Source organism: Paenibacillus apis (assembly GCF_018333295.1).
Taxonomy (GTDB): Bacteria; Bacillota; Bacilli; order Paenibacillales; family Paenibacillaceae; genus Fontibacillus; species Fontibacillus antibioticophila.
In genome coordinates this window covers 1-26,463 of record NZ_BORS01000030.1, presented here as the reverse complement: position 1 = coordinate 26,463, position 26,463 = coordinate 1, and the positions used below count along the sequence as shown (strand labels likewise).

The following is a 26,463-nucleotide window of genomic DNA, read 5'->3' as shown; positions in this document are numbered from 1 at the left end:
TGGCGATGGCGGAGGGGTTCCACGCGTACCCATCCCGAACACGACCGTTAAGCCCTCCAGCGCCGATGGTACTTGGACCGAAGGGTCCTGGGAGAGTAGGACGCCGCCAAGCAACACAAAGAGCACTGCCGATCACTCGGTGGTGCTTTTTGCTTTTTCTTGATGTGTTGTAATTAGAGTAATGCAAGAAACAATGCAAACAGCATGCAAGCAGCGCAATCGATACATTTGTTCAGAGGGGAAATGCTTGGTATAACGGACATTACGTCTCCTTAAAGGCTACTATTGAAGAATCCAGAAATGTAACGGACATTTTGGCTGCTTAGATAGGTGAGTTGCGTGAACCATAGCCGTTTGAGCGTCCTAAGTGCCGAAAATGTCCGTTACCCTCCAAAAATGTGCAAAAAATTCGGCTAATGGTTCAAAATGTCCGTTAGCAGGTCGAAGATGTTGCGTTAGGAAGTCCAAGGTATTATGTTAGGAAGTTGAAGATATTGCGTTAGCAAACTCCAGAGATACTTCGTTAGTTTGTGCCGGTTGAATAAAAATAAAATTTTTCATATCGTATCTTTAAGAGCAATTTTCTCGTTAATAAACAATGAAAGCAAATAAAGAGGGAAACCACAGTCAGGAGGTAAGCCGATATGCCAAGGGAACAGTCAGCTAGTCCTTCCAGAGATGGTTCGGTGCAAGAGAGATCCCAATCCTTTATGGATCGAATTAACCTGCATCATCAGAATCTACGGCAGTACTGTCATGCGTTGACAGGCTCTCCTTGGGAAGGTGATGATCTGGTTCAGGATACGTTGCTTAAGGTGTGGTCGGCATTTCACAGGGGACTGAAAGAGGAGCAGGTTACGCTTGCCTATCTGTACCGTGTGGCCCGCAATGCTTGGATCGACCAGTGCCGGAAGAAGTCACATGCTTTAACGCAGCAACCGTTGGAGGAGGCGCGGCACCCCGCCGCAGATCCCTTGGATGTATGGATAGCGATGGAGACATTGGTGCAGCAATTGCCGCCAGGACAGCGAACGGCATTTTTACTGGTAGATGTGCTTCATTATACGGCATCAGAGGCTGCAGGAATGGTGAATACCTCTGAGGGTGCGATTAAAGCGGCTCTCCACCGGGCCAGGGTGAAGCTGAGAATCCGAAACGGTACTCCCAGACAACAGGAAGAGAAGGAATGGCCGACAACAGGTGCTGGTGCAGAAAAAAGCTCTTACTCGTCAGCGGAAACGGACTCGTCTAGGACGTACGCTTATCTGGAGGCATTCCGCCAGCAAAATACGGCTGCGATGGTCATGTTGATGAATGATGGGGTGCAAGGAGAGGCTGTAGCCCCATTGCTCTATGCCCAGTCTCGGAAGCAGTCTGTTAACCGGCGCAAAGCTTCAACATCAACATCTAGCCAATCTGTACAGAGTGTGTACGCGATGGCAGCAGCGGCTTAGATTATATGGAGGGGATTAGATGAGCAATATGGTTATTCCTTATGTGATTGAACAGACGGGGCATGGTGAACGATCGTACGATATATACTCCCGCTTGCTGAAGGACCGGATTATATTTTTGGGCTCGGCGATTGATGATCAGGTAGCTAACAGTATTACGGCGCAGCTGCTGCTGCTTGCGGCAGAGGACCCGGAAAAGGACATCCATCTCTACATTAACTGTCCTGGAGGCTCTACATCGGCAGGCTTTGCTATTTATGATACAATGCAGTACATCAAGCCGGATGTGCAGACGATCTGCGCGGGGATGGCGGCGTCGTTCGGTGCAATTCTGTTGCTGGCCGGCACCAAGGGAAAAAGATTCGCGCTTCCAAACAGCGAGGTCATGATCCACCAGCCGCATGGCGGCGCACAGGGGCAGGCTAGCGACATTGAAATCAGCGCCCGCCGAATTATCCGTACCCGTGAGCGATTGAATGAAATTACGGCGGAGCATACGGGACAGTCGCTGGAGCGGATCTCCAGGGATATGGACCGGGATTATTTTATGACGGCTGAAGAAGCCAAGGGCTACGGGATTATAGATCAAGTCATCGCCAGCTCCAAGATTAAGCAATAAGTTTAGAAAAAAATTCGAAGAGCCGTTTATTCCGAAGTGGAATAGCGGTTCTTGTTCGTTTACAGCGGACATTCGTATGTGTCAGAAAGGCCTTTAAATAAACGCGGTGCTTTGTCTTGACAGCCTATATCCCCTTTGCTAAGATTGCAATAATATATTTTTATAACCGTGATTCGGCGTTGTTATAATAAGGGAAAACCAAGACCGGACCCGATTAAACATGAGGAGGATAACCAAAGGTGTGGGAGAATAAGTTTAACAAGGAAGGACTTACATTTGACGATGTATTGCTCGTTCCCCGGAAGTCGGAAGTTTTGCCAAAAGAGGTGGATGTATCCACGAGACTTAGCGATACCGTCAAGCTGAACATTCCGCTTATCAGTGCAGGGATGGATACCGTAACAGAGGCTGCACTGGCGATTGCAATCGCGCGTGAGGGCGGTATCGGTGTTATCCATAAGAATATGTCCATCGAGCAGCAGGCAGAGGAAGTAGATCGGGTTAAACGCTCGGAGAGCGGTGTTATTACAAATCCGTTCTCGCTCTCCCCGGATCATCTGGTCTCGGATGCTGAGGATGTCATGGGCAAGTTCCGGATCTCGGGTGTGCCGATTGTAAATGAAGAGCACAAGCTGATCGGTATTTTGACGAATCGCGACCTGCGTTTTGTGCATGACTATAGCATTAAAATTAGTGAAGTGATGACGCGGGATAACCTCGTAACTGCTCCAGTGGGAACTACCCTTCAGGAAGCCGAAGGCATTCTCCAGAAGCATAAGATTGAGAAGCTGCCTTTGGTGGACGAGCATAACGTCCTCAAGGGACTGATTACGATTAAAGACATCGAGAAGGCGATTCAGTTCCCGAATGCGGCCAAGGATGCGCAAGGAAGATTGCTTGTAGGTGCCGCTGTCGGCATCTCCAAAGATACATTTGAACGGACGGAAGCACTGGTCCAGGCTGGTGTAGATATGATTACAGTGGATTCGGCGCATGGACACCACATCAATATTATTGATGCGGTAAGAGAGCTGCGTAACCGGTATCCGAAGCTGACCATCGTAGCAGGAAACGTAGCAACTGGTGAAGCAACCCGTGAACTGATTGAGGCAGGAGCATCTGTGGTGAAGGTGGGGATCGGGCCGGGCTCGATTTGTACAACCCGCGTAATTGCCGGGATTGGCGTACCCCAAATTACAGCTGTATATGACTGTGCTACCGTTGCCCGCGAATATGGTATTCCGATTATTGCTGACGGTGGGATCAAATATTCCGGAGAGATCACCAAGGCGATCGCAGCCGGTGCTCATGGAGTAATGCTGGGCAGTCTATTCGCAGGAACAGAAGAGAGCCCTGGCGATTCGGAAATCTATCAAGGACGTAAATATAAGGTCTATAGAGGAATGGGGTCGCTTGCCGCTATGAAGCAAGGCAGCAAAGACCGCTACTTCCAGGATGACGACAAGAAGCTGGTACCGGAGGGCATCGAGGGACGCGTCGCCTACAAAGGTTCGATCTCGGATACCATTACCCAACTGATCGGCGGATTACGCTCCGGGATGGGTTATTGCGGAACACCAACGCTGGATGAACTGCGCAATGATACGGCGTTTGTCCGGATTACGGGTGCAGGTCTTCGCGAGAGCCATCCGCATGATGTGCAGATTACGAAGGAAGCTCCTAACTACTCTCTATAGCAAAATGTCCGCATTACAAAGACAAGCAGGCTGGAAATCGGTCTGCTTGTCTTTTTTTGCAGTATGCCCTGTGTTAGAATAGATAAAGCAATGAACGAGAATAAGAGAGGAGCTTTAAGAACATTGAAACCGAATACCGCACACCACACAAATTCAAAATCAAAACGGAATCGCTTGCGTAAGGCTGTGGCCTCCGTTCTGCTTCTGAATATGCTGTGCTTCTCTCTGGTTCCGGCGCTGGCGCTGGCAGAGGGCGAGCAATCAAACAATTCAGCTGAATCCTCAAACTCCCAGTCTACGACGACTCAAACTGAGGCTGTTCAGATCCCTACCGCAGAATCTCTTGATTTGCAGGTAAAATCTGCGATCCTAATGGAACCAGTCTCCGGGCAGGTGTTGCTTAACATTGAGGGGGATACGCCTTTTCCTCCGGCTAGTATGACAAAGATGATGACAGAATATATTGTGGCTGATCTCGTGAAGCAAGGCAAGTTCAGCTGGGATGACGTGGTTACTGTTCAGGAAAATGCCTCCAAGACCATTGGCTCCCGGATTTTCTTGGCTGAAGGGGACCAGCATACGATCAAGGAACTATATATTGCCATGGCTGTTGGCTCTGCTAATGATGCCACGGTTGCGTTGGCCGAATATGTGGCCGGTTCGGAACAAGCCTTTGTAAAAATGATGAATGATGAAGCGAAGCGGATGGGCATGACAACAGCTCACTTTGCAAATTCAACCGGTCTTGATATTGCTGATATGCCAGAGAAGTTCCGTACGCCTGGGGATCAGGAGACGGTCATGTCAGCGATGGACGTAGCCATTCTTGCGAAATATATTGTTACTGATCATCCTGATTTTGCTGATTTTACAGCAATTCCAAGCCATAAGTTCCGGGAGCGGGATAAAGAGCCGATTATTAACTATAACTGGATGCTGGAAGCCAACAAGGATGTTACCAACTTCAAGCAATTTGCTTATGAGGGCCTGGATGGTCTTAAGACAGGTCATACCAAAAATGCGGGTTATAACTTCACAGGAACGGCAGAACGCAATGGTATGCGCCTGATCAGCGTCGTGATGGGGACAGGTTCGGAAAAAGCCCGGTTCGTTGAAACCCGCAAAGTGCTGGATTTTGGCTTCAATAACTTCGAGACCAAGCAAATTGTTGCTCCAAAAGCAACGGTAGCAGAGATGGAGAGCGTGACGGTCAAGAAGGCAAAGAATACGTCAATCCCTGTCGTCAGCGATGAAGCAGTAAGCTTCGTTATTCCTAAGGGCGCTGATATCAGCACAGTGGAAGCTGCAGTTCAACTTGATTCAGAGACGTTTACCGCACCGCTGCAGCAAGGCAGCAAGGTTGGAACCGTGACCTACTCCTTTAAGCCGGATGGAATGGATCAGACATTGACGAAGACAGTGAACCTGATTACAACCGAGGAAGCTACAAAAGCGGGCTGGTTTACATTGATGATGCGAGCGATCGGAGAGTTCTTCAGCGATCTGTTCAACGGAATCAAAAACCTGTTCTAGGCTTGAATGATTACGTCATCTAAGGGCAGACGAATTGTAATTTAAGTGGAAATATTGTAAAATATAAAGTTAGATTATTATCGGAAGGCGACGTCTTCTACACCTTGACTCTGATTCAGAGTTAAGGTGGTTTTCTTTCTTCATCACAGTTTTGGCGCTTCTGACGGTCATGTTCAAGCTTCTATCGGAACCAACGCATGATAACACGGCTGTCACGGCAAGATTCTAGGAGGGACTACCCAATGTTAGATGTAAAAATATTGCGCAATAACTATGCGCGTGTCGAAGAAGCTTTGAATAACCGGGGGAAATCGCTTGATCTAATCGCAGGCTTTCCTCAATTAGATGAACGGCGCAGAGCGCTCCTGCAGGAGACGGAGACGCTGAAGAGCCGCCGGAATACCGTATCGGCTGAGGTGGCCAAGCGGAAGAAGAATAAGGAAGATGCGGAAGAGCTGATCTTGGAAATGCGCGAGGTAGGCGACCGGATCAAGGCGCTGGATGATGAAGTACGCGAGCTTGAAGCGAGCATCGAAGAGCTGACCATGAGCATTCCAAACATTCCTCATAGCAGCGTGCCTGTTGGCGCCTCCGAGGAACAGAATGAGGAGATTCGCCGCTGGAGCGAGCCGCGGACGTTTGATTTTACGCCGAAGGCGCATTGGGATATCGCGCTGGAGCTGGGCATTCTGGATTTTGAAGCCGGAGCAAAGGTAACGGGCTCCCGGTTTACGTTCTATAAAGGGCTTGGAGCACGTCTGGAGCGGGCTTTGATCAGCTTCATGATGGATGTGCATAGCGGGGATCACGGTTATGAAGAAATGCTGCCGCCTTACATCGTCAATCGGGACAGCCTGTATGGAACCGGGCAGCTGCCGAAGTTTGAAGAGGATCTGTTCAAATTGACCGAAGGCGATTATTACCTGATTCCAACAGCCGAGGTACCTGTTACGAATTATCATCGCGAGGAAATTCTGAGTGCCGAGGATCTCCCGAAGAAATATGTTGCGTACAGCTCGTGCTTCCGTTCGGAAGCGGGTGCCGCAGGACGCGACACACGCGGCCTGATTCGCCAGCATCAATTCAATAAGGTGGAAATGATCAAGATCGTCCATCCGGACTCCTCCTACGAGGAATTGGAGCAAATGACGGCCAATGCGGAGCGCATTCTCCAGTTGCTGAACCTGCCCTATCGGGTGCTCGCGCTTTGTACGGGCGACCTTGGCTTCACAGCTGCCAAAACCTATGATCTCGAAGTATGGCTGCCCGAGAGCGGGATGTACCGTGAAATTTCCTCTTGCTCGAATGTAGAGGATTTCCAGGCGCGTCGGGCTAATATCCGTTACCGTCCGGAGCCGAAGGCGAAGCCGGAGTTCGTGCACACCCTGAACGGATCAGGCTTGGCTGTAGGCCGTACTGTCGCTGCTATTCTGGAAAATTACCAACGTGAAGACGGCAGTGTGGAAATTCCGGAAGTGCTTCGTCCATACATGGGAAATGTACAGGAAATTACCAAGCGTAAATAGCTTGATAAGATGATTCCATTGTGGTAAAATCTGATTTGTTACGCAAATTGGATTTACCTTTGGAGAGGTACCGAAGCGGTCATAACGGGGCGGTCTTGAAAACCGTTAGGGTGCAAGCCCACATGGGTTCGAATCCCATCCTCTCCGCCAGTTGAAAATGTTCAAAGGACTTAGACCTTGATGGTTTAAGTCCTTTTTTGTCATTGACAACCTAACAGTTGTTAGATAAACTCTTCTTACCTAACAATTGTTAGGTTCATAAGGAGGATTAGACTGATGAGGCAAGCTGAGCAGGATACGAAAGAAAAGATATTGAGCGCGGCCTTGGATCTCTTTTGCGTGGACGGCTATTCAACGGTCTCTGTCAGAGATATCGGCAAGGCGGTAGGGATTAAGGAAAGCTCGATCTACTATCACTTTAAGAACAAGGAGGATATTCTCTATTCTTTGTTCCACAAGTCGGAGCAGTGGACTCAGGTGCGCAAGGAGCAGTTCATTCAGGCTTTGGAGTCTGTTCCGAAGGTTGAGCACGAGAATTTTATTGCTGCCGGAATCGCTTATCTGGAAGGCTATTTGCTGGAGGAGAAGATCAATAAACTGATCCGTATGCTGACGATAGAGAAGCAGAGAAATTCCGAAGCAGCTCAGCTTTATCGACAACTACTCTTCAGTGTCCCTCTTGATCACCATAAGAGGGTGTTTTCATTCATGATAGACAAGGGCTGGATGAAAGGAGACGACGTGGAGCAACTGGCTGCGGAGTATCAGTCCAAGGTGCTTTATGTGTTCCACAAATATTTCTCCGGTACTGTCGAGACGACGAGTGAGGAGAGAACGCTGGCACAGCTTGAGCTGTCATCGTTACTAGGGAGATTTTTCAGTCAGTATATCGGTGTGGGGGGACATTAAATGAAAATCTACAGAACGAGAAAAGCTAAGGAGAACATTCTGAATACCTATGACCGTCTGCTTGAAGCGTGGGGCACCGAGGTTCTTCCCGTTAAGGTTCCTACACGCTACGGGACTACTCATATCAATGTATTCGGCAGAGAAGATGCTCCTCCGGTTGTTTTGTTTCATGGTGTCGGAGATGATTCGGCGCTGATGTGGATTTACAATGCCGCTGCGCTCGCGCCTCATTTTCGGTTGTATGCCGTAGATACGCTGGGCGGCCCCGGGAAAAGCATTCCCAATGAGAACTACACGAAAGAGTTTGAAAACGCGGAATGGATTGATGATCTGCTCGATGGCCTGGAGCTTAAGCAGGTTGATCTCGCCGGCGTATCTCATGGAGGATATCTCGTCCAATATTATGCCGTCCATAGACCGGAACGAGTAGGAAGAGTCGTCTCTATGGCCTCCGGTGTACCCGCAGAATCGGCCGGACATCCCATGAAGACCATGCTTCGGGTGTTCCTGCCGGAAGCCTTGTTTCCTACCAAGAAGAATGTCATTAAGCTGCTAACCAAGCTCACCGGGAAGAATACCGCCGTCTTTACCGACAATCCGTTGATCGTGGAGCATTATACATATTTATTACGGGGCTATAATAACATGGCCATGAGCTTTCATAAGGTGAATACCTTTACGAATGACCAGATTCATGGCCTTCGCGGGAAGACCCTCTATCTGATCGGGGAGAGAGATCCGTTCTATATCCTTGGAGGCGGGGCGGTTTTGCAGACATACCAAATGAACAGACGTCTATTCGAGGACACAGGGCATGGGATTAATCATGAAATGGCTGATGACATCAACCCTATTCTCATTGAGTATTTTTCCCGTTCATAATATGTTGCATAAACCCGGTCAAGATGCCGCACGATAACAGAGGCAGTACACACCATCGGAGAATGGAGGTGTTCTTCATATGACCAAGCCAAAGGGCTATACCACGCCAGGAACGCAGCCGGATACCAGCCAGCATCGGGAACATGGCCAAGGCGGCCCGGAGCCGCTGTCAGGCTCGAAGAAGGTGAAGAACCGGAACCACGTGCGTCATAACAATCCGCAGGGCAGCTGAGACTGAAGCGGAGTAACGGTTTAGTGACCCGGCAGAGGCCGGGTTTTTTTCTGCCAAATTTGAATAAGGGAAGACAGCTTGCTCATAAAATGTCATAATAAAGAGAGGACTTGTAAAAAAATGATAACACGGAAGTGGAAGAGGAGATATGGAGAGAGCTATATTACTGAAAGGATCGTGATGCCCTTTGAACATCGTGGATGCTAAAATGCCTGCTGAAGAGGCCTTTTCCAAGGCTGCATCTCAGCATAAGCAGAGATCAGTAGGCAATATAATTATGAGATTCAGCTTTATTATAATTGGAGCCATTATCGTCTCGGTCGCCCTGGAGCTTTTCCTCGTACCGAACAAGATTACAGATGGCGGAATTACCGGTATCTCTGTGATGTCCTCTTATTTGTCAGAACTCCCTCTAGGTATTTTTCTGTTTTTGTTTAACCTTCCGTTTTTGATCATTGGTTATAAGCAAATTGGCAAGACCTTTGCCATTTCTACTCTGGTTGGTATTTCTGTCATGTCGGCGGGTACTTATTTGCTGCATCCGGTAGATCCTTTTGTCACGGACACCCTGCTTGCCTTTGTCTTTGGCGGCATTCTTCTGGGCCTCGGCACCGGGATTGTTATTCGTTTTGGAGGATCGCTGGATGGAACGGAGATCGTTGCGATTCTTTTCTCCCGCAGATCTGCCTTTTCTGTCGGCGAGATTATTATGTTTATAAACTTCTTTATTTTGCTTAGTGCAGGCTTTGTATTCGGCTGGGAACGCGCACTGTTCTCGCTGCTGGCTTATTATATTGCTTACAAGACTATCGATATCGTCGTGGACGGTCTTAACGAGTCGAAGTCGGTATGGATTATCAGTGAACAAATTGATGAGATCGGCGCGGCTATTGTCAATCGTCTTGGCCGTAGTGTAACCTATCTGAGCGGTGAGGGCGGATTTTCGGGCGACCCTAAGAAGGTTATTTTCTGTGTGGTTACGCGGCTTGAGGAAGCAAAGCTTAAGGAAATCGTGAATCATTTCGATCAGCATGCGTTTTTGGCTGTAGGAAATATCCATGATGTTAAGGGCGGACGGTTCAAGAAGAATGCAATTCATTAACTCTTTTTTCTAAAAAGGGTTTCCGCTTAGCGCATATTGGTTTAATATATGGGAGTGTTTGTAATTTTTTTGTCTTATTGGACAGAGAGGAGTATTTATGTTGGTTAGGAGTTATAAGGCGGCGTTCATCTTGTTATTCACCCTGGTACTGGTGCTGACAGGATGCGCAGGCAAGAAGGACCCCAAGGAGGCGCTGAGCAGCGCAGCTGTTCAAGCCTTGAGTATGGAGTCTTACGTCATGGACAATCAGATTAAAATTGTCGATTTGAGTTACACTTCTGATGATTCGTCCTCGTATACTGCGGCGCAGGTAGGGGCTGTATTCTCCATTTTGAAGGATGCAGAGATCAACATTAGCGGTATTTATCAGCAAGACCCGATGCAGTCGGAGCTTACGCTCGAAATCAAGCTTACCGGCGACATGTCGACCACCATTAAGGTTCCTATGGTCGTTACTGAGGATAAGCTGTATATCAAAATTCCAAGCATTCCGTTCTTGCCGTTGCCGGATACGGTTGTAGGCAAGTTCCTGGTGATGGATATGCAAGAAATGATCGAGCAATCCGGCCAAGAGTTCAACCCTGAAATGTTCGACCCTAATAAGTCGAAGAAGCTGACCGGGGAGATCACGGGCGCTGTGTTCGCGGAATATGATGAAGCGACATACTTCAAGAATGTTGATCCAAAGGATGCAGGGCTTCCTGAGGGCATCTCCGCCAAGCAGGTTGTTCAATTCTCGGTAACGAACGATAACGTCAAGCCAGCCCTGGAGATTCTGATTCATAAGGTTACCCCGAAGCTGCTCGATATTATCGAGAAGGAAGAATACCGGTCCCTGATCGGTGTGACGCCTGAGCAGATCGAGGAGGTCAGAACAGGACTGCAAGAGGAAAATCAGAGCGAGATTGGCGCAGCACTGGATGAGATGCTGGAGTATTTGAGTGTACATGAGCTTACATTAAATACGGCCATTGATAAGAAGGATTATCCTGTCTATCAGGATGCGAATATTGATCTGGAGTTCAATGATCCTTCTACAAATGACACGGTACGTCTGGCACTCCAGTTCAACAGTTCCTTTAGCAAGATTAACGAGAAGCAAACGTTCGAGATTGGAATTCCGACGGATACAATTACCATGGAGCAATTCGAACAGGAAATGGGCGGGCTGGGCTACTAGGACCGCACTTTGGATAGGAAGAGGGCTGCCTGATGAAGGCAGCCCTCTTTTAAGTTTAATGATGATGATGGTGTGCCGGCTTTTTGCGAAGCTTGCGGAAGAAATTTGTCAGAAGAGAGGCGCATTCTTCCTCCAGGACGCCGGATAATACTTCCGTACGGTGATTAAAACGCGGTTCCTGCAACAGATTCATCAACGTACCTGCACAGCCCGCCTTGGGATCTGAAGCGCCATAGATCACCTCAGGAAGGCGGCATTGAACGATTGCTCCAGAGCACATAGGGCAGGGCTCTAGAGTCACATACAGCCGGCAATGAAGCAGCCGCCAGGCACCCAGGGTATTGCTGGCTTCACGAATAGCAAGCATCTCCGCATGGGCGGTACCGTCGCGAGAGCTCTCCCGCAGATTATATCCCCGTCCGACAATCATATCTCCAAATACGATTACTGCTCCAATAGGCACTTCTCCAAGCTCCTCTGCCTTCCGGGCTTCTGCAATAGCCTGCTCCATCCAATATTCATGCGGATGGGCAGATTCCGGAGGCGCAGGAAATAACGAAGTCGACATGGACATTCACTCCCCCTCGGCTAATCTATTATACACAAAATCCAACGAACAAATATTCGTTGTTAACACACTGTGGACAATACTGTGTATAAGTACGAATTTATCCACGATTCTATTCACATATCCAGTTTGTGAGTTGTTAATATGTCTATAATATGTGGATAACTTGTTTATAAAGGACATTTCTATAGATAATAGTTAGGTATAATTTCTTATTCTAGGCAATACATTTGGGAATTTCAACGTCTTTGCAAATGACCTACTTATAGGTATGATGAAATTGATGTCGAACTACCCAGAATTCTCCAACTAATTTCCCTGAGGAGGCTTGTATGTCCATAAAAATAAAGCTTTCTCTAATGATGACGATATTTGCCGTAGTTCTTCTTTCCTTGAACCTAGTTCTAAGCTACTTCTCTACCCGGGACAGCCTCCAGAGAGCCAGTGAGAGCAATGCCGTGCTGGTGGCGAAGCAGATTGCGCTTGCGATCGGCCAGAGCCGTGCGGTATATGAATATATCGGCGGACAGAACCCGCAGGCTCGGTCTACTACACTGTCTACCGCGCTTCAAATGACGAGTACGGAACGCATTGTCCGGGAGACGATGGAAGCCAATGACAGCCTGATTGATATTTCAGGAATTGATCCTTATGCACCTAGGCGGGAGTCAGCCCGCCTTTTTGGCGAGTCGGATGAACTAGAGGAAACCACCTTTTTTCGTGCCGTTGCAGCCGCTGATCAGGTTGAGCCCTTAAGATATGAGATTCAATGGAATGGAGAACGGGTGCTTGAGAGCTATATTCCGGTAAAATTTTCAGACCGGCCTTACGTCATACGGGTAGTCTCCAGCTACAGATCTATTACCGCAGTGCTGTCCGAATTTATGCTGGATCAGCTAAGCGTCTCGGTGCTATTGTTGCTTATGGTCGTATTTATCAGCTACTTGATGGCTGGAGAGCTTATCCGGCCGCTGCAGCATATTTTATCCAGGGTCAATCATTTTTCAGCGGGTGTCTTCGATGCCCGAATCGGGATGAAGCGCAACGACGAGGTCGGCAAGCTGGCACAGAAGATGGACCAGATGGCAGACAACATGAATCATTACATGACAGAGCTCCGGCAGAGAAATGAAGAGAATCGCCTGATGCGCGAGCATCTGGAATCTATCATTAATCAGACGGCGGACGCCATTCATGTCACGGATCTGGATGGGACGATCTCGCGGATCAATAAAGCGTTTGAGTCGTTGTACGGATGGACCTCTGATGAGATTGTCGGCAGCAGATTAGACTTCATCCCTCCCACCTCGTCAGATGAGCGCAGCGGATGGTACAAGGCCATTGAGCGGGACAGACCGTTCGTGCTCACAGAGACCGTACGTCTTCGCAAGGACGGCAGTCAGGTGCATGTCAGTATTAGCGAATCGCCGGTGTATGATGAGGATGGACTTATCGTAGCTTTTATCAGCATCTCAAGAGACATGACAGAACATAATAAGATGGAGGAGTTGCTGCGCAGATCGGAGAAGCTTACGACAGTAGGCCAGCTTGCTGCCGGCGTAGCTCACGAGATCCGCAACCCGCTTACGACCCTTCGGGGATTCTTGCAGATGCAGCAGCGCTCCAAGAGCATCAATCAGCTCCATACGGATATCATGTTGTCTGAGCTGGATCGAATCAATCTGATTGTCAGTGAATTTCTGATTCTGGCGAAGCCGCAGGCGGTTCAGTTTGAGATCAGGGATATCCGCTTTACGATTGGTGACGTGATCTCCTTATTGGACAGCGAGGCGCATCTACATAATATTGAATTTGAGTCCCATTTCTACTCGACGCCAGTTCTGGTACACTGTGAAGAGAATCAATTGAAGCAGGTTTTTATCAATGTGTTGAAGAATGCCATGGAGGCTATGCCTCACGGCGGGAAAATCTCTCTATTTGTCGGAGAAGAGGATAACGGGAATGCAGTTATCCGTGTAGAAGACGAGGGAGAGGGAATTTCCAAGGACCGCTTGGAGAAGCTGGGGGAGCCTTTTTATACGAACAAAGAGAAAGGAACCGGGCTGGGGCTAATGGTTACGCAGCGGATTATTGAAGGACATCAGGGAAAGATCCGCTTTGACAGCGAGCTTGGTAAGGGAACTCGGGTTACAATCCTTCTCCCGGGTGCCAAGAGAGAACTCCAGACCGAAGAGTCAGGAGCGGCGGGATAACGGATCGTAGATCGATGAGTAAAGCAATGAAGGGTGACAGTAAGCGTGAGAATTAATAAATTTATTAGTGAGACAGGCTATTGCTCCAGACGAGAAGCCGATAGGCTTGTAGAGTCGGGGAAGGTTACCATTAACGGAGAGATTGCAGTGCTTGGAAGCCAGGCGGAAGACGGCGATGATGTCCGGGTTAACGGAAAGCCGCTTCAGGAGAAGCTGGAGCAGCACGTGTATATTGCGTTGAATAAGCCAACAGGAATAACAAGCACGACAGAGCGTCATATTCGAGGAAACATCGTGGATTTTGTCGGTCATGAGAAACGCATCTTTCCGATTGGCCGCTTGGACAAGGATTCAGACGGTCTGATTCTGTTGACGAGCGATGGAGATATCGTAAACAGGATTCTCCGTGCGGAAGGGAAGCATGAGAAGGAGTATATTGTTACGGTCGACCGCCCGGTGACTCCCTCGTTCCTGAGAGCCATGGGAGAAGGCGTGAAGATACTTGGTGAGATGACCTTGCCGTGCAAGGTGACCCGGGTCGGAGACCGTGTATTCCGGATCATTCTCATGGAGGGAAAGAACAGGCAGATCCGCCGTATGTGCAGTGCGCTTGGCTATGAGGTTCGCAGGCTCCAGCGCATTCGGATTATGAATATCCATCTTGGAGACCAGAAGCTAGGAGAATGGCGCGACCTGACTCCACAGGAGAAGCAGGAGCTGGGCGAAGCACTGAACTACAAGCTGCTGTAAGCGTAAGATAACAAAAGGGCTTATTCACTAGATCAACAGATCTGGATGAATAAGCCCTTTTTATCGTGCGGCTGAATTGAAGAAGCCGCAGGGAATTCTCTTACGAATTTATTCTTTCGTGGCCGGCAGCCCAATCTGCTGATCGCCATCCTGATACTTCCGAATGATGGAGACCTCGACTCGGCGGTTCTGTGCTCTGCCCACATTGGTGTCATTGCTGGCAACGGGATGGTATTCACCATAACCGATCGCACTGAACTTCATCGGATCAAGCTTCTCGTTCAAGATCAGAATCTTCATAAAATTAAGCGCACGGGCCGAGCTGAGGTCCCAGTTGGACGGAAACTTCGCCGTTGAGATTGGCACATTATCCGTGTGGCCCGACACGATCACTTCGTAGTCAGGGAATTCTTGAAGCAGAGTAGAGATTGCCTTGGCCAATACGCGGGCATCGGGCTTCACATCCGCTTCTCCTGACGGGAAGAGCGCCTTGTCGCTAATCGTGATCATTAATTGCGACTGATTAAGCTTGGTATCGAGTTGGTCTGTTAAGCCGTTATTTTCAATATAAGTGTCCAGCTGCTTCTTCAAGGCCTCAAGGCTTTCTTGCTCCTGCTGCATCAATTGCTTCTTCTGGTTCATCAGACCGTCTGTAGAAGTCTTGGGCAACTGGCTGTCGCTAATCCCATTAATAGTGCTGCTCTGAAGAGCATTGTGATCGAGGATCCCGCTGCCCCCCGTTAATACGCTATGGAACGCTTCACTCATCTCCTGAAACTTCTGGGCATCGATATTACTCATCCCGAAGAGTACGATGAACAGCGCAAGCAGAAGGGTCATTAAGTCGGAATAGGGCAACAGCCAGCTTTCGTCAGCATGTTCTTCGTGGTCTTGGTGTTTCTTATTCCTTTTGCTCACCCGCACCAACCCCCTTTTCCAGAATCTCCGCACGCTCCGCAGGGGTCAAGAATACGGCCAGCTTCTGCTGGATAGCAATCGTCGATACACCGGATTGAATGGACAGAAGCCCTTCCACCATCATGAGCTTCACCTCCATCTCTTTCTTAGACAGACGTTTCAGCTTGTTGGAGATTGGATGCCACATGACATAACCTGTGAAGATACCAAAGACCGTAGCGATGAAGGCGCCGGCAATTGCATGGGACAATTTATCGATATCACTCATATCAGCCAGGGCAGCAATCAAGCCGACCACGGCGCCGAGTACCCCGAGGGTTGGCGCATACATCCCTGCCTGGGAGAAGATCAGAGCCCCGGCTTTATGCCGCTCCTCTGTGGCAGCAATATCTTCGGTCAATACGTCCTGAACGAATTCCTGATCATTACCATCGATAATCATCCGCATGCCGCCTCGCAAGAAATCATCATTGATTTCTTCCACCTTGGCTTCGAGTGCCAGCAAGCCTTCGCGGCGGGTAATAGTAGCCCACTCCATGAACATGGAGATAAGTTCCGCTTTACTGATCATCTTTGGCTTAACGATCGTTAACATAATCAGTTTCGGGAACTTCTTAAGCTCCGACATTGGAAAGCCTACGAACAGAGTTGCGGCGGTGCCTACAAAAATGATTACGAATGCCGCAGGATTTTCAAGCAGGCTTTCAACAGGCGCTCCTTTTAAAAACATTCCCAAGATCAGCGCTATGAAGCCGAGAATAAGTCCAATAATAGTTGAGATTTCCATTGCACACCTCGTCCTTGAGAGAATTGAATTGGCGTTCATGCCCCTGGGCATCCTTGCTGGGACAGTTAAATTGAAGCCGAATACCAGTTTATCTATTTTATCGACAGAACAGCCTTTTTTTTTAAGGTGCTTTTTCCGGTATAATAAGAATACAGGCCTTTAGGACTGTATAGAAAGGGGTATATTCGCTGTGGGAGTAAAACATGGAAGAGATTATGAATATATTTTGAAGGATTTGACGGAGGCCGTTGGCCGAATCCAGGACTGCTATCTTTTCTTTGAAATGGAAGTATCGGAATGGGAGCAGCTGGATCAAGAGGCGAAGGCCGAGGTGCAAGAGGCGCTGGCTGAGGACTTATTCTATGGACTTGGGTCAGAGCCTGTGATTGAAGTGGGCAGTGCCGTAGTTATACATGATCCGGAAGGGCATCGGATTAATTTTCTGATTGGTGAAGAGGAATTGACCTCGGTCATGTTGATTTGAGGCAGCGGTTTTGGATTCGGCAGGCTGACATGGTAAAATAGAAGCTAACCAAGCAGACACCTCCGGGCTGCATAGCGCACCAGATGATACGTCGTACGCCAGGCATGAACACCGATGAATGTGAATACAATAAACCGATGATAGAATGTATTGAGGTAGAATAGGGGGAACAAAAATGCCGTTTACACCGGAAGAGGTAGAAGCGCATTTGGAGAAGCTTGAAGGCTGGGAGCTGGAAGAGGGACGCTGGATTATACGAAAATATACCTTCTCGAGCTTTATGAAAGGAATCGCCTTTGTCGATGAGGTTGCGGCGATTTCAGAGGCCTTTAATCATCACCCTTTTATCACGATTGATTACAAGACAGTGACCTTGCGTCTGACCTCCTGGGAAGAAGGAGGCATTACGGCGTTGGATATTAAGGAAGCGCATCAATATAATGAGGCATTTGAACGGGAGCGTACGGCTGGCTAGTCCGCTTTGCCCTTCTCCATGATCTGCAAGATGAACGCCCGCCAGGATACGTTATCCGGCGGGCGTATTTATGTGCGAGCTATTTTTTCTCTGACAGCCATAAAGCTACGTTGGCAATTTCCTCTTCCTTCAGCTTATCCTTGAAGGCAGGCATCATCCCACCGCCCTTACCCTTCGTAATAATACTGTACAGTTGATCTGCAGATAGTGTGGAGCCGATATGAGCCAGTTCAGGAGCATTTGCACCTTGAAGCTGATCTCCATGACAAGCGATACAGTTATTATTAACGATCGTCTCGGCTTGCTCTGCATTCAGCGTAACGGCCGGCATTTGAGGCTTCTCTTCCTGGGCGACTTGATCCCGGCCTGGCAAGGTAAACATAAGCGCGGCCGCAAAGATGCAAGCCACCGCAAGTAATCCGCTCATGATCCACTTTTGCATTCCAATTCGTCCCTTCTATGTAAGCTGCTCCTTCCATTATAACGGAACATCACAGCTGATCATAGCTTTTGTGTCAAAAAAAGTAACGAATTTGGTTGATTTCCAAAAAAAACACCAACAAATCGTGATCTTGATCACAGCAGATAGCATAATGAGGTTATCCGCGATATACCATGCAGTAATAGGGTTTGGAGATTCCTCCCGGAGTCATCTTCTCATAAAGGTCTGTAATCACAAACCCGGACTTCTGGTAAGCGCGAATGGCCCGGGTATTCCAGGTCAGCACTTCCAGATCGATCACATCCTGCGGCTTTCTCCGCTTGGCTTCGGCGACAATCACCTTGACGAAGTCTTTGCCCAGACCATGACCGCACAGGTTCGGCCTCATACCTACTCCGAGCCTGGTGACGCCCTCCATGGGAAAATATTGAGCAAACCCGGCAAGCTCATCTTGCGGATTCAGTAAAGAGACGTATTGCTGGGCGCGGAGCGTGGGGTTGCCGAACTCTACATCAAGCGCTTTCATCTGCTCCCAAGGGAGCCAGCTATACACATCATAAGGGGAATCATATTTCCAGGTACAAATATCGGCCCCATGGCTTTCTTCCATTGGTACAACACGAAATGGTACGGCAGGTTGTTCCATCTTTGCGCCTCCTTTAGCGATAGAGAATATATCTTCGACAGGAGTGGGTCCCATTCCTTTTTAAACTCACTCTAACGGGAAATGGGTCGCTTGTAAAGGCGTTTTCGGTTGTTTTGTTTTCCAGAGTATGGGTATATGAAGGGTAAGGTAAGCTCATAAATAAAAAATAGGATATAGCAAGTAACCTTTTTGAGAATTCTTGCGTTTAATGAATGTAGCAATAAAAATACCGCAGTCGATTCCGGCAAGAATCGCTGCGGCAGGATGAACATCATTAGGCTTCTACAGCATACTTGGCATAAGTATATTTGCTGAGGATCCGCTTTGCTCCGACATAACGGTTTTTGTAATAAGAACTGTCCAGACTATCGATCTTGATTCCATTTGATGATGAGGCATGAGCGAATTCCCCGTCTCCAAGGTAAATTCCTACATGGGTGACCCGGCCGCTTGTGCCCGACGTATTAAAGAAGACCAGATCGCCTGCCTGCAGCTGGCTTTTGGCTACGGCTGTGCCCTGTTTGTATTGGGCAGACGAGACCCGAGCCAGATCAATACCAAGCTTCTTAAAGACGTACCGTGTAAATCCGGAACAATCAAAGCCGGTAGTGGTAACTCCACCGTATTTGTACGGTGTGCCATAGACTGAATTGACGACACTGGTCAGTGTGGATTCTCCGGCAAGAGCGCTTCCCGTTCCCATGGTGAACAATACGGTCAGGCTTGTTGCGGCTGCAATGATTGCTTTTCTCAAGATGTAAATGCTCCTTCCAAGGCCTGCGAGGTTAGCTTAAGGATTCGGTTGAAGGTTCCCTATGATCTCTTATGTATAGATCAATTCACCCAAAGTGGTTCCCCCGTTTCCCGGGTGCCGGGAATTCGGCTGTTCTTAGTAGTCTGCACCCGAAAAGAACGACGTAGCTGCAATGGTTACTGCAATGATTACAAAGTTGTTACTATTGCCTAAGTTATTCTACCAAAGCCTATCCAGTCTTGGCAAGCTTATCATAAAAACTGGCTAAAAAAGGTCAATTAGAACTGGTTAAGCCAGCCGGAAACAGGGTAAATAGTCTTAAGTGAATAAAAAAGACCCGCAGTGAATTCATTAAGAATTCCTGCGGGCCTCGTTCGACTTATTCTACATCGTCATGATCCGTAGTATTTTCACTGGTTACTTCTTCGTACTTATCCGTACTCATAATGCGCTTAGCACCAACATAACGTTTCACGTAGTAGCTTTCGCTCAGCTTGCTGATGATAACGCCCTTGGAGGAAGAAGCATGAGCGAACTTACCGTCCCCTACATATACCCCAACATGGGATACTCCCTTACCTGAGGTGTTGAAAAACACCAGATCGCCAACGATCAGCTCATCCTTTTCTACAGCCGTTCCCATCTTGTATTGGGAAGCGGATTGATGCGGCAGCTTAATGCCGATCTTGGAGAAGACAAACATGGTGAATCCGGAGCAGTCAAAGCCGCTGGTAGTTGTACCACCAGAGACGTATTTACTGCCGAGGCCTTCGTCGATAGCGGAATCCAGCTTGGAATCCGCGAAAGCGCTGCCAGCCCCGAGTGTAAACATGATAGCTAAACTTACCGCTGCTGCTGTGAGTTGCTTCTTCAAGGTAAAACTCCTTCCACTGCCTACGAGGTTAGCTTAAGGATTCGGTTGAAGGTCTCCCTATGATCCCTCTGTTACGAGATCAATTCACCCAAAGTGGTTCCCCCGTTCCCCGTGAAGGGAATTCGGCTCGATTTTCTTCTGTCGCAATATTATTTCGACATCTGGAGGAAGATCCCTGCCAAGGATGACAATAATAATGACAAAACTGTTACTGAATTTGCTCTGTTGCTATTGTAGCAAAGGCAAGTATATTTTGGCAATGGCTAAATCGCAAGATTTATAGGCCCAAGCGGCATTCAAGGCCTCCGAAATCACTCGGAGGCCTTGAGGGGCAAGGGTTTTTAAAAAGTAAATTTTTTTTAACCTTTCTGTGACCTAGTATGCCAGAGCCGATATTGAGAGGTTACATTCCAGACTTGGAAGAGACTTCGGATAAAAGGATAGGTTTGCTGTAGGACAAGAGCCAGTATCCCGGTAAAGATCCAGGAGAACAGGCCGAACACCAGGAATATGCCTAGCGTTAGGCTGCCAAGCACGATTGCGATCAAGATGCCCTGGAGCATGTGTCGGAAGCAGATCAGCACAGACGTCCAGAGTCCGGCTTTGAAGAGGTACCCGAATTTGATGAACAGGAGAACTTGATGAATTAGCCAGCCATAGATCAAATAGATCAACAAATATCCGCTAATAAGTAGAAGAGAGGTGAAGTGATTGCTTTCACGGATAAGTGACGGCAATTGATCAAGCAGCCGTGGTCCGATCCAGAAGAAGGGAAGGGACAAGAGCGCCAGCTCCAGCAAGTAAAAGAGGGCCACGGGCCTCCAGAATTCCTTCATTCCCCGGAAGAAGGGAAGACCGCTCTTTCGGGAATCCTGCGGGAGCAGTCCGTAGAGTATGCCGGATTCCAGCAGGGGACTGAGCAGCAGCCGTATGGCAATCATGCCAAGGAGTATCCACAGATATTGATGAACAGCAGCATTATGCTGCAGCTCAAGCTGTGCCTCTAACCCGTACAGCAGACGGCTGATCTCGGTCGGCGGAGGATCGGGATACCGGGATAACACGGCGATAACCGCCATATTTACAATCCGGTAAAGAAAGAAGCCCCATAGCAGCTGATATAGAAACAGGATGATGACAGAGGGAAACTGGCTTCGGACAAGTCCCCATCCTTGTTTAACATAGGTCATAGCATTTCCCTCCCAAGGGTAATTCGGTGATTCCCTTACCATACAAGCAGCCCAAGCAATGACTCGAGTAATTTCACAGCACTTAAGGTGGTCCGAGTCTCAACCGGTTCCTGGATCTCGTGTTTGAGATAATTGTTGATATGCTTGTTCTCCAGCACCAGAGTATAGTCTGGATCAATCTGAACAAAATCGATCGGCTCCTTATATTGAAGCTTCAGCTCGATCTGTTCGCCTTCCCCGTTCCAGACCTTTTTCTCCGTATGCCCGTCTTTAAAGCTGAACAGCAGAGGAATCTTGGATGCATCGCTGCCCAGCTGCCGGATGGTAACAACCGATTCGTACAAAGGCGTTCCTTCCTTAGATGCGATCTCCTGCACCTGAATATTCTCCACGGCAAAATCAGCCATCCCGCCGTTGTATACATATTGCTTGAAATAACTCTTCCAGCTTCGTCCGGTTGTCTGCTCAACAATCCGTTCAAAGTCGGCCGTAGTCGGATGCTTGAAGCGATATTTGGTGCTATAGCTGTACATGATTCGCTTCATCGTCTTCGCCCCGACCTGACGCTCAATATCGAGCAGAATCAGCTTGCCGCGATAATATACATTTTTAGCGTAATTGTCTCCCGATCCGTACTTCCAAGCTACTTCGGTAAGGGATACGGGCGAAGTAATGATAGCGGACTGAACAGGCAGGTTGGCTTGAATGCCGAATTCCTGCTCCATTAGCTTATCCTCCGCATAGGAGGTAAAGGCTTCATCCAGCCAGGCCTCTTCAAATTCATTGCTTGCGACCATTCCGTAGAAAAATTGATGCCCAATCTCATGGATAACTGTGCGCTCCAGCTCATCATAGCTGGGGGAATCGCTGGATGCGCCGAATGCGGTTATTAAGGTCGGATACTCCATCCCGCCCGCCCCGTTGCCTTCTTCCGGAGGCACGACGATGGATAGGGTAGAGTAAGGATATCTTCCATACCACTTACTGAAATTTGCCAGGGCAACCTTGGCCGCATAGAAATAACGCTCCTTTAAATCCTCATGTTTGGGGTCGAGATACAGCTTGATCCGTACCCCGGGCACTTCGGAGGAGGAGAAGGGCTCTTCGACATAGACAAAATCAGGAGATGCCGACCATGCGAAGTCATGCACATCATCCGCGTAGAACTGGATCGACTTGCGGCCGTCCTTTCGAACGGCGGGTTTGGTCTGGAAGCCGGTGGCTGCGACCGTATAATGGTCAGGGACATCGATATTCACGCTATAAATTCCGAAGTCGGAATAAAATTCAGAATTGCCGTGATACTGATGAAGGTTCCATCCCTCGGCAGTTCGGCCTCTCGTTCCGGCAGGCTCGTAGACGCTGAGCTTCGGGAACCATTGACCAGCCATCACAAAGTCGCCGGCTGCTCCCATGCGTGCAAATATTTTAGGCAGCTCGACCTTGAACTGAATCTTGAGCGTAATGCTCTCCCCGCCCCGAACCGTAACCGGGAGGCGGACCTTCGCCAGGGTCTGGTCATTTGTGTTGCCATCATCAGGCTGTACGAACTGGATCCGGTGGAGCAGTGAAATACCGTCCGTAGTCCGGATCTCTGTCAGCTCCATGCTGCCCCAGCCGTCCTTGGGCATCACATCTCCGCGCAGCTTGCCGCCGGATTCCTTCATAAAGGTCGTATTGGCGGAGGCGAAGGCATTTGGATACAGGTGAAAATACAACTCATTAACCGCCTTTTTCCCGGGGTGCGTCCAGGTGACCGTCTGAGTGCCGGTCAGTACACGATTCTGTTCATCCAGCTTCACCTGAATGTGGTACTCGGTAACCCGGTTGCTGAGCACCTCGGCTGTAGGCTGCTGAATGCTCTCGGCTGCAGAAGGAGCCGGTTTGCCGCTGCCTGAGTCGGCCTTGACCAGCGTCTCGGAGGCAGTCAGGGGCTTGACCTGTTCCGGGGCATAGGAAGCCTCTTCCCCGGGCGGTGAGGCCAGAGAGTAGCGGAGCGTGCCGACAATAAGGCAAATGGCGAGAATAGAGAAGCCGAGAATAGTAGTTCGTCGGGTCATACAATGGATACCTCCCGTTGACAAGCATCTACAGCATGTATATGTTTGCATTTGGGAGATTATTAGCTAAAATTAAATTAATCTGATCCGGTTTCAGGAGGAGCATATGAATAAAGAGAAGAAAATATTTGCGCTGAACATTATCAGCAATGAGGATAAGAGCAAGCACAAGGGGTTCGGGGCCGGTTCCATCGACCTGAACAGCATGTCACCCGTTATTCTTGACGGCGATGAAGCCTATATTGATATCGGTGCAATGCATGCGAAGAGCAAAGTGGAGAAGGGAATCAAGTTCTCTATGAACCGGGACGACGTTCCGAACGGGCGTCAGGTATGGATCGTATGGGTTGCCGTGGATCGCTCGCCGGAAGGGCAGTTTTACGGAGGCTTGACGGCTTGCGAGATGTGGATTGATACGGAAGCCAGACGCGGCTGGAAGATTCTTGCCGATCATGTGAACCGGATGGACTATGCCTTGAAGCGGAAGGTGCTCCTGGAGGGGCTGTCGCCGGAACAAAAGCAACTCCTCAAGAAGCTGCTGCTGGATACCAATGAACAGTGGTGGGAACGGTCTCCGGAACATGTGAAGGCAGCATTAGAAGACTGATCAGGACCGAGGTATCATACCAAGACAACAAGAGGACGTTCTCCCGGCAGCAGCGAGCTGCGGGGGAGCGTCCTCTTGTTTTATAGAAAGAACAGGATCATTTCGCTCACAGAAGCGTGTAGAACTTCACCGCAGGATCCGCGCTGGAGTAAGGAGTCCTGACGGAAAATTTCAGCTGATTCCCGGTTCTGCCCATGTAGACTAGCCCGTCGCCAATTCCCCATTCACTTTGCTCAATCATTTCAATGGATTCCTCGCTGTGCAGGCTAAGATACAGGGGAATGGAAACGCCGGAGCTCCGGTCGACCAGCAGCAGCGTGCCCAAGGTGTATTCCCGAATCAAGAAAAAGTCATCCTCTATGGCCTCAAGACTGTAGACCTCATCCGCCGCCCCATAATTCTCAAAGCGGATGGTCTCCTGTGCGGTTCCATCCGGTGACACCAAATCGGCATAATGACCGTAATTCATGATGATTTGCCCCTTATGGCTCAGTGCATCAGGCAGCAAATTCACCGTGGAAGGACCGCCATAGGAGTACCCGGCCTGATATACCTGCTTGCCGCCATGGATAAGAACCCGGATTCGGTCATTGAATATATGAGGCTCCCCATGGGCGTTGCTGATCTCCAGCACGTAAGTGTCCTTATCCACGGATCTCGCGTCCATGTACAGCCAGTCCGGTGATCTTAGATTGATCGACCCCAGACGCGAAGGAAGCGTTCCGGCACGGCCGCCATAGAGCGCATTCTGAGTACGGTTAAGCCAGAACAGCATATCCCCTGCACTCGATAAAAGGTAGCGCGAGGTAAAGGAGAAGCTGATATCTTGTCCGCCTGAAGAGGTGATCGGAATGGAAAATAGCTTGGAGAATAGCGAGGCTGGCACATAGGTAACTCCATTCTTGACGAGGACAGACGCCCCTAAAGACAAGACGGCTCCGCTCTTGCTGGTCGCTTTGGCGCTGCCGGCCTTGAACTGGGCGGTCTGGGTAATACCTGTAAGCTGATAGGTCTTGGCAGATGAATTATAGGTTAGCTGCAGATCTAACAGCGGAGCGACCTCCCGAAGAGGAAGATAGAGCTGCCCCGATTGCTTGAACGGCTTGGTATTCAATGTATGAATAGTCTTCTCCGCTGCTGCGGCTTGAGTCGTCAGAGCCGATAGCCCCGGCAGACCGGAAAGGCCAGGTATGGCGGGAACGGCGGTTGCCGCAACGGTCAGGGCTAGAGCGGCTGCAGCCACGCGTGCTGTTGTTGATGGGATCTTGCGCATGTTACTCCTCCTCTAAATTTCCAGCATTTATCTATTTATTAAATAAACGCGGGAAGTCGGAAGAAGGTTTCGAGCGGGCTTCAGAATTTTTATCAACGATGGATACATACGGATTGTCACGATAATAGAAGCGCCAGGGCTTCGCCGCATATTCCTCTGCATAAGGAATATTAATGCGCGGCGCGGCGACGATCCTCTGCCCGCTGATGCCGGCGCCCGGCCCTCCTGCGGCAAGCCGTAGCGGACTGGCGCCGCTATAGAACAGCGCGCCGTTCAGCGCCTTGTCGATCCCCAGAGCCCGGCACAATTTGCCGGGTCCTCCCGACAAGTCCGCTGGCCGGCGCACAAGGGAGCCGCGGCAGCGCCGCATGAGGACTTCGTCCTCCAGCGTCAGCGGCTCCACCGCCCGGATCAGGACGGCCTGCGGATCGTCCTGCGGCCCGGTTACCACATTCAAGCAGTGGTACATGCCGTAGATCAAATACACGTAGGCGGCTCCGCCCTCGCCAAACATTACTTCCGTGCGTGCTGTGTGCCGCCCGCCATATGCGTGGCTGCCTTTATCCTCTACACCGCCATAGCTCTCTGTCTCCACAATCCGGCAGCGGATTACCCCTTCCTCGGTATCCCGCTCCAGAATCTGCCCCAGCAGCAGCGGGGCCGCCTCCAATGCCGAGACCGAGTAGAACGAGCGAGGAAGGAGCTCGCCGGGTGTAAGCCCTAAACTCATGATGAAGTGCCCCTCCTTGATCGCTGCCAGCTTGACTCTCCTAGCCTGACTCTCCCAGCTTCCCTCTCTCGGCCAAGCTGGCAGCCTGTTTTCCTTCATCATATCGGCACCTTGAATTAGAGGCAAGTTGCAGCGATAGGGGGATGTTGCCTTTTGATGAACTAATCTACTGTTTGTAGTTAGTAAACTATGCACCCTGTTTTCCAGCGGTATTCGGAACTTAAGCGCAGGGTACTGGGAATTTAAGCGCAGAGTACTGGGGACTTAAGTGCAGAGCCTGCATCTATATTACTCCTACCGCACAATCCCCACGTCCGCAAATTTAGTGCCTTTGTGCATTAAAACCGTCGCCTGAGTCCCACGCCGGCAAATTTTAGTGCCTTTCTGCACTAAAATCATCGCCTGAGTGCCACGCCGGCAAATTTTAGTGCCTTTCCGGCTAGGCCCCCTTATTTCGGAGTCCTACCCTACAATGTTTATGAATTCACAGGATTGCTCCTTATTCTGCCGTATTACACCGCTCTATGAAAGGCAGAGGTGTCTTCCAGTGTCCTCACC

At 49.4% G+C, this 26,463-nt stretch carries 26 protein-coding genes, 1 tRNA gene, 1 rRNA gene and 2 riboswitches; of the genes, 17 read left to right on the top strand and 11 right to left on the bottom strand.

Annotation, left to right across the window (positions count from 1 at the left end):
- The 12 genes from rrf to KI362_RS24510 form a co-directional block, all read left to right on the top strand.
- Positions 1 to 112: ribosomal RNA gene (gene rrf, locus KI362_RS24565) — 5S ribosomal RNA — on the top strand; the annotation flags it as partial.
- Positions 113 to 644: 532 nt separating this feature from the next.
- A complete protein-coding gene (locus KI362_RS24560) occupies positions 645 to 1,454 on the top strand; it encodes an RNA polymerase sigma factor (RefSeq protein ID WP_301630899.1) in 810 nt (269 codons plus the stop codon).
- A 19-nt stretch (positions 1,455 to 1,473) separates the two neighbouring features.
- Positions 1,474 to 2,073, top strand: coding sequence for an ATP-dependent Clp endopeptidase proteolytic subunit ClpP (gene clpP, locus KI362_RS24555; protein WP_212943650.1), 600 nt, complete (start codon positions 1,474 to 1,476; stop codon positions 2,071 to 2,073).
- A 239-nt stretch (positions 2,074 to 2,312) separates the two neighbouring features.
- Positions 2,313 to 3,770 carry an IMP dehydrogenase gene (gene guaB, locus KI362_RS24550; protein ID WP_301630898.1) on the top strand — a complete coding sequence of 486 codons (1,458 nt, stop codon included), beginning with the start codon at positions 2,313 to 2,315 and terminating at the stop codon, positions 3,768 to 3,770.
- A gap of 123 nt (positions 3,771 to 3,893) precedes the next feature.
- Entirely contained in the window at positions 3,894 to 5,303 is a 1,410-nt protein-coding gene (locus KI362_RS24545; RefSeq protein ID WP_301630897.1) for a D-alanyl-D-alanine carboxypeptidase family protein, read from the top strand.
- Between the two features lie 242 nt (positions 5,304 to 5,545).
- The gene (gene serS / locus KI362_RS24540; RefSeq protein ID WP_044482637.1) at positions 5,546 to 6,829 is read left to right on the top strand and encodes a serine--tRNA ligase; all 1,284 of its coding nucleotides are present in this window, start codon (positions 5,546 to 5,548) and stop codon (positions 6,827 to 6,829) included.
- A gap of 61 nt (positions 6,830 to 6,890) precedes the next feature.
- Positions 6,891 to 6,979: transfer RNA gene (locus tag KI362_RS24535), tRNA-Ser, on the top strand.
- A 126-nt stretch (positions 6,980 to 7,105) separates the two neighbouring features.
- The gene (locus KI362_RS24530) at positions 7,106 to 7,738 is read left to right on the top strand and encodes a TetR/AcrR family transcriptional regulator (RefSeq protein WP_301630896.1); all 633 of its coding nucleotides are present in this window, start codon (positions 7,106 to 7,108) and stop codon (positions 7,736 to 7,738) included.
- Complete coding sequence (locus KI362_RS24525) at positions 7,739 to 8,620, top strand: alpha/beta fold hydrolase (protein WP_301630895.1); 882 nt, start codon at positions 7,739 to 7,741, stop codon at positions 8,618 to 8,620.
- Positions 8,621 to 8,699: 79 nt separating this feature from the next.
- Positions 8,700 to 8,852, top strand: a complete 153-nt coding sequence (locus KI362_RS24520) for a small acid-soluble spore protein P (RefSeq protein ID WP_301630894.1) — start codon at positions 8,700 to 8,702, stop codon at positions 8,850 to 8,852.
- A gap of 277 nt (positions 8,853 to 9,129) precedes the next feature.
- Complete coding sequence (locus tag KI362_RS24515) at positions 9,130 to 9,954, top strand: YitT family protein (RefSeq protein WP_233500863.1); 825 nt, start codon at positions 9,130 to 9,132, stop codon at positions 9,952 to 9,954.
- A gap of 100 nt (positions 9,955 to 10,054) precedes the next feature.
- Positions 10,055 to 11,134, top strand: coding sequence for a DUF6612 family protein (locus KI362_RS24510; RefSeq protein ID WP_301630893.1), 1,080 nt, complete (start codon positions 10,055 to 10,057; stop codon positions 11,132 to 11,134).
- Positions 11,135 to 11,189: 55 nt separating this feature from the next.
- On the opposite strand, the gene tadA is transcribed toward KI362_RS24510, so the two are convergent.
- Positions 11,190 to 11,702 carry a tRNA adenosine(34) deaminase TadA gene (tadA, locus tag KI362_RS24505; RefSeq protein WP_374705715.1) on the bottom strand — a complete coding sequence of 171 codons (513 nt, stop codon included), beginning with the start codon at positions 11,700 to 11,702 and terminating at the stop codon, positions 11,190 to 11,192.
- Between the two features lie 332 nt (positions 11,703 to 12,034).
- Here tadA and KI362_RS24500 point away from each other — a divergent pair, with 332 nt between their 5' ends.
- Together KI362_RS24500 and rluF are read left to right on the top strand one after the other, a co-directional pair.
- Entirely contained in the window at positions 12,035 to 13,915 is a 1,881-nt protein-coding gene (locus tag KI362_RS24500; RefSeq protein ID WP_301630891.1) for a sensor histidine kinase, read from the top strand.
- A gap of 45 nt (positions 13,916 to 13,960) precedes the next feature.
- Positions 13,961 to 14,665: a 23S rRNA pseudouridine(2604) synthase RluF gene (rluF, locus tag KI362_RS24495; protein WP_301630890.1), complete on the top strand. Its 705-nt coding sequence runs from the start codon at positions 13,961 to 13,963 to the stop codon at positions 14,663 to 14,665.
- 108 nt (positions 14,666 to 14,773) lie between these two features.
- Here rluF and motB read toward each other — a convergent pair whose 3' ends face one another.
- The gene (gene motB / locus KI362_RS24490; RefSeq protein ID WP_044482643.1) at positions 14,774 to 15,583 is read right to left on the bottom strand and encodes a flagellar motor protein MotB; all 810 of its coding nucleotides are present in this window, start codon (positions 15,581 to 15,583) and stop codon (positions 14,774 to 14,776) included.
- Entirely contained in the window at positions 15,567 to 16,370 is an 804-nt protein-coding gene (gene motA, locus KI362_RS24485) for a flagellar motor stator protein MotA (RefSeq protein ID WP_044482644.1), read from the bottom strand. Before motA ends, motB begins: the two co-directional genes overlap by 17 nt.
- Positions 16,371 to 16,560: 190 nt before the next feature.
- Between motA and KI362_RS24480 the strand changes: the two genes are divergently transcribed.
- Both KI362_RS24480 and KI362_RS24475 read left to right on the top strand, forming a co-directional pair.
- Positions 16,561 to 16,854, top strand: coding sequence for a hypothetical protein (locus KI362_RS24480; protein WP_044482645.1), 294 nt, complete (start codon positions 16,561 to 16,563; stop codon positions 16,852 to 16,854).
- A 175-nt stretch (positions 16,855 to 17,029) separates the two neighbouring features.
- On the top strand, positions 17,030 to 17,329 hold the full coding sequence (locus KI362_RS24475; protein WP_044482646.1) for a 4a-hydroxytetrahydrobiopterin dehydratase: 300 nt from the start codon (positions 17,030 to 17,032) through the stop codon (positions 17,327 to 17,329).
- A gap of 79 nt (positions 17,330 to 17,408) precedes the next feature.
- On the opposite strand, the gene KI362_RS24470 is transcribed toward KI362_RS24475, so the two are convergent.
- From KI362_RS24470 to KI362_RS24445, 6 genes are all read right to left on the bottom strand, one after another.
- On the bottom strand, positions 17,409 to 17,771 hold the full coding sequence (locus KI362_RS24470) for a c-type cytochrome (protein WP_044482647.1): 363 nt from the start codon (positions 17,769 to 17,771) through the stop codon (positions 17,409 to 17,411).
- Positions 17,772 to 17,928: 157 nt separating this feature from the next.
- Positions 17,929 to 18,417 (bottom strand): GNAT family N-acetyltransferase, encoded by a 489-nt coding sequence (locus tag KI362_RS24465; protein WP_044482648.1) that lies wholly within the window; start codon positions 18,415 to 18,417, stop codon positions 17,929 to 17,931.
- A gap of 274 nt (positions 18,418 to 18,691) precedes the next feature.
- Positions 18,692 to 19,171, bottom strand: coding sequence for a C40 family peptidase (locus tag KI362_RS24460; protein ID WP_044482649.1), 480 nt, complete (start codon positions 19,169 to 19,171; stop codon positions 18,692 to 18,694).
- A 5-nt stretch (positions 19,172 to 19,176) separates the two neighbouring features.
- Positions 19,177 to 19,312: riboswitch (cyclic di-AMP (ydaO/yuaA leader) on the bottom strand.
- 238 nt (positions 19,313 to 19,550) lie between these two features.
- Complete coding sequence (locus KI362_RS24455) at positions 19,551 to 20,045, bottom strand: C40 family peptidase (RefSeq protein WP_044482650.1); 495 nt, start codon at positions 20,043 to 20,045, stop codon at positions 19,551 to 19,553.
- A gap of 2 nt (positions 20,046 to 20,047) precedes the next feature.
- A riboswitch (cyclic di-AMP (ydaO/yuaA leader) is annotated at positions 20,048 to 20,183 on the bottom strand.
- Positions 20,184 to 20,404: 221 nt separating this feature from the next.
- Positions 20,405 to 21,235 (bottom strand): hypothetical protein, encoded by an 831-nt coding sequence (locus tag KI362_RS24450; protein WP_301630889.1) that lies wholly within the window; start codon positions 21,233 to 21,235, stop codon positions 20,405 to 20,407.
- A 35-nt stretch (positions 21,236 to 21,270) separates the two neighbouring features.
- Complete coding sequence (locus KI362_RS24445) at positions 21,271 to 23,295, bottom strand: M1 family metallopeptidase (protein ID WP_301630888.1); 2,025 nt, start codon at positions 23,293 to 23,295, stop codon at positions 21,271 to 21,273.
- Between the two features lie 106 nt (positions 23,296 to 23,401).
- Between KI362_RS24445 and KI362_RS24440 the strand changes: the two genes are divergently transcribed.
- Positions 23,402 to 23,902: a YwhD family protein gene (locus KI362_RS24440; RefSeq protein WP_301630887.1), complete on the top strand. Its 501-nt coding sequence runs from the start codon at positions 23,402 to 23,404 to the stop codon at positions 23,900 to 23,902.
- 106 nt (positions 23,903 to 24,008) lie between these two features.
- Here the strand turns inward: KI362_RS24440 and KI362_RS24435 are convergent, their stop codons facing one another.
- Together KI362_RS24435 and KI362_RS24430 are read right to left on the bottom strand one after the other, a co-directional pair.
- Positions 24,009 to 25,175, bottom strand: a complete 1,167-nt coding sequence (locus KI362_RS24435) for a copper amine oxidase N-terminal domain-containing protein (RefSeq protein WP_301630886.1) — start codon at positions 25,173 to 25,175, stop codon at positions 24,009 to 24,011.
- Between the two features lie 31 nt (positions 25,176 to 25,206).
- Positions 25,207 to 25,905 carry a DNA-3-methyladenine glycosylase gene (locus KI362_RS24430; protein ID WP_301630900.1) on the bottom strand — a complete coding sequence of 233 codons (699 nt, stop codon included), beginning with the start codon at positions 25,903 to 25,905 and terminating at the stop codon, positions 25,207 to 25,209.
- Positions 25,906 to 26,463 lie beyond the last annotated feature (558 nt).

Coding starts and splice junctions, on each gene's coding strand:
- KI362_RS24560 (WP_301630899.1), top strand. CDS start 645: ATGCCAAGGGAACAGTCAGCTAGTCCTTCCAGAGATGGTTCGGTGCAA.
- clpP (WP_212943650.1), top strand. CDS start 1,474: ATGAGCAATATGGTTATTCCTTATGTGATTGAACAGACGGGGCATGGT.
- serS (WP_044482637.1), top strand. CDS start 5,546: ATGTTAGATGTAAAAATATTGCGCAATAACTATGCGCGTGTCGAAGAA.
- KI362_RS24530 (WP_301630896.1), top strand. CDS start 7,106: ATGAGGCAAGCTGAGCAGGATACGAAAGAAAAGATATTGAGCGCGGCC.
- KI362_RS24525 (WP_301630895.1), top strand. CDS start 7,739: ATGAAAATCTACAGAACGAGAAAAGCTAAGGAGAACATTCTGAATACC.
- KI362_RS24520 (WP_301630894.1), top strand. CDS start 8,700: ATGACCAAGCCAAAGGGCTATACCACGCCAGGAACGCAGCCGGATACC.
- KI362_RS24515 (WP_233500863.1), top strand. CDS start 9,130: ATGAGATTCAGCTTTATTATAATTGGAGCCATTATCGTCTCGGTCGCC.
- tadA (WP_374705715.1), bottom strand. CDS start 11,702: ATGTCGACTTCGTTATTTCCTGCGCCTCCGGAATCTGCCCATCCGCAT.
- KI362_RS24500 (WP_301630891.1), top strand. CDS start 12,035: ATGTCCATAAAAATAAAGCTTTCTCTAATGATGACGATATTTGCCGTA.
- motA (WP_044482644.1), bottom strand. CDS start 16,370: ATGGAAATCTCAACTATTATTGGACTTATTCTCGGCTTCATAGCGCTG.
- KI362_RS24475 (WP_044482646.1), top strand. CDS start 17,030: ATGCCGTTTACACCGGAAGAGGTAGAAGCGCATTTGGAGAAGCTTGAA.
- KI362_RS24470 (WP_044482647.1), bottom strand. CDS start 17,771: ATGCAAAAGTGGATCATGAGCGGATTACTTGCGGTGGCTTGCATCTTT.
- KI362_RS24465 (WP_044482648.1), bottom strand. CDS start 18,417: ATGGAACAACCTGCCGTACCATTTCGTGTTGTACCAATGGAAGAAAGC.
- KI362_RS24450 (WP_301630889.1), bottom strand. CDS start 21,235: ATGACCTATGTTAAACAAGGATGGGGACTTGTCCGAAGCCAGTTTCCC.
- KI362_RS24445 (WP_301630888.1), bottom strand. CDS start 23,295: ATGACCCGACGAACTACTATTCTCGGCTTCTCTATTCTCGCCATTTGC.
- KI362_RS24440 (WP_301630887.1), top strand. CDS start 23,402: ATGAATAAAGAGAAGAAAATATTTGCGCTGAACATTATCAGCAATGAG.
- KI362_RS24435 (WP_301630886.1), bottom strand. CDS start 25,175: ATGCGCAAGATCCCATCAACAACAGCACGCGTGGCTGCAGCCGCTCTA.
- KI362_RS24430 (WP_301630900.1), bottom strand. CDS start 25,905: ATGAGTTTAGGGCTTACACCCGGCGAGCTCCTTCCTCGCTCGTTCTAC.